Raw genomic sequence first — 987 nt, 5'->3', positions numbered from 1 at the left:
TAAATCCCAATAGATGATAAAAAAAGAATGAAGGAAAGGAAATAACGGATATAACGAAGAAGTCTTTTCAATTTCATCCTCCTCTCAGCCTTATTCTTTATTTTACCATTTAATTGGAGTTTAAAACATTTATTGTTATTCTAAATGTAAAAAACCGCTCAAGGAGCGGCGGCTTATTGTTGAGAATTCTGACGTTTTTTAGGATGGATCGCTTTTTCTAATTCCTCTGCTGCAATTGTAGGGTTAACTGTATCACTGTTTGGCTTTCCTTTTTGACTATGGCCCTTGTCACGCTTTTGACTCATTTCTTCATCCCCCTTCTATGTATTGTTAAGTACACCTAATAAGATGGATAAAGAAGGGCTGGATTATTCATTAGATAATTTTGGGCGAAATAAAAGGATTTTAGCACTATTTAATAGAAGTATAATTCATGAGATGAACGAGAAAGGATGATTAAGATGTCAAAAACAGAAGTAGTCATTGTTAGTGCAGTACGCACAGCAATAGGGAGCTTTAATGGCAGTTTAAAGGATGTACCCGCTCCTGAATTAGGTGCAATTGCGATCAAAGGAGCACTTGAAAAGGCAGGAATTAAGCCTGAGCAGGTGGATGAGGTAATTCTTGGAAACGTATTGCAGGCAGGTCTTGGACAGAATCCTGCAAGGCAAGCAGCACTTAAAGCGGGGCTTCCTGAAAGCGTTTCCGCAATGACCATAAATAAAGTATGCGGATCTGGACTGAAGGCTGTTCATCTGGCAACACAGGCGATTTTGGCAGGAGATGCTGACATTGTGATTGCTGGTGGAGTAGAGAATATGAGCCAGGCGCCTTACATATTAAAAAATGCACGGAATGGGTTTAAAATGGGCAACCAGCAGCTGTTAGATACAATGGTTTCTGACGGACTGACGTGTGCTTTTAATGATTATCATATGGGAATCACTGCGGAAAACCTTTGTGATAATTATGGACTTAGCAGGGAAG

General features: G+C 39.5%; 2 protein-coding genes. One reads left to right on the top strand and one right to left on the bottom strand.

Going from position 1 to position 987, the window contains the following annotated elements; translation table 11 throughout:
* Window positions 1-173: 173 nt before the first annotated feature.
* Window positions 174-305: a hypothetical protein gene (locus tag V7149_RS23280; protein ID WP_335347961.1), complete on the bottom strand. Its 132-nt coding sequence runs from the start codon at window positions 303-305 to the stop codon at window positions 174-176.
* Between the two features lie 156 nt (window positions 306-461).
* On the opposite strand from V7149_RS23280, the gene V7149_RS23275 reads away from it, so the two are divergent.
* A partial coding sequence (locus tag V7149_RS23275; protein WP_335347960.1) for a beta-ketoacyl synthase N-terminal-like domain-containing protein occupies window positions 462-987 on the top strand: 526 nt, incomplete at its 3' end.

The sequence above is a fragment of the Bacillus sp. JJ1503 genome, assembly GCF_036965125.1.
In the GTDB taxonomy this organism is placed as follows: domain Bacteria; phylum Bacillota; class Bacilli; order Bacillales; family Cytobacillaceae; genus Cytobacillus.
The sequence above is the reverse complement of the archived record's forward strand: the minus strand, read 5'-3'. Positions and strand labels throughout refer to the sequence as shown.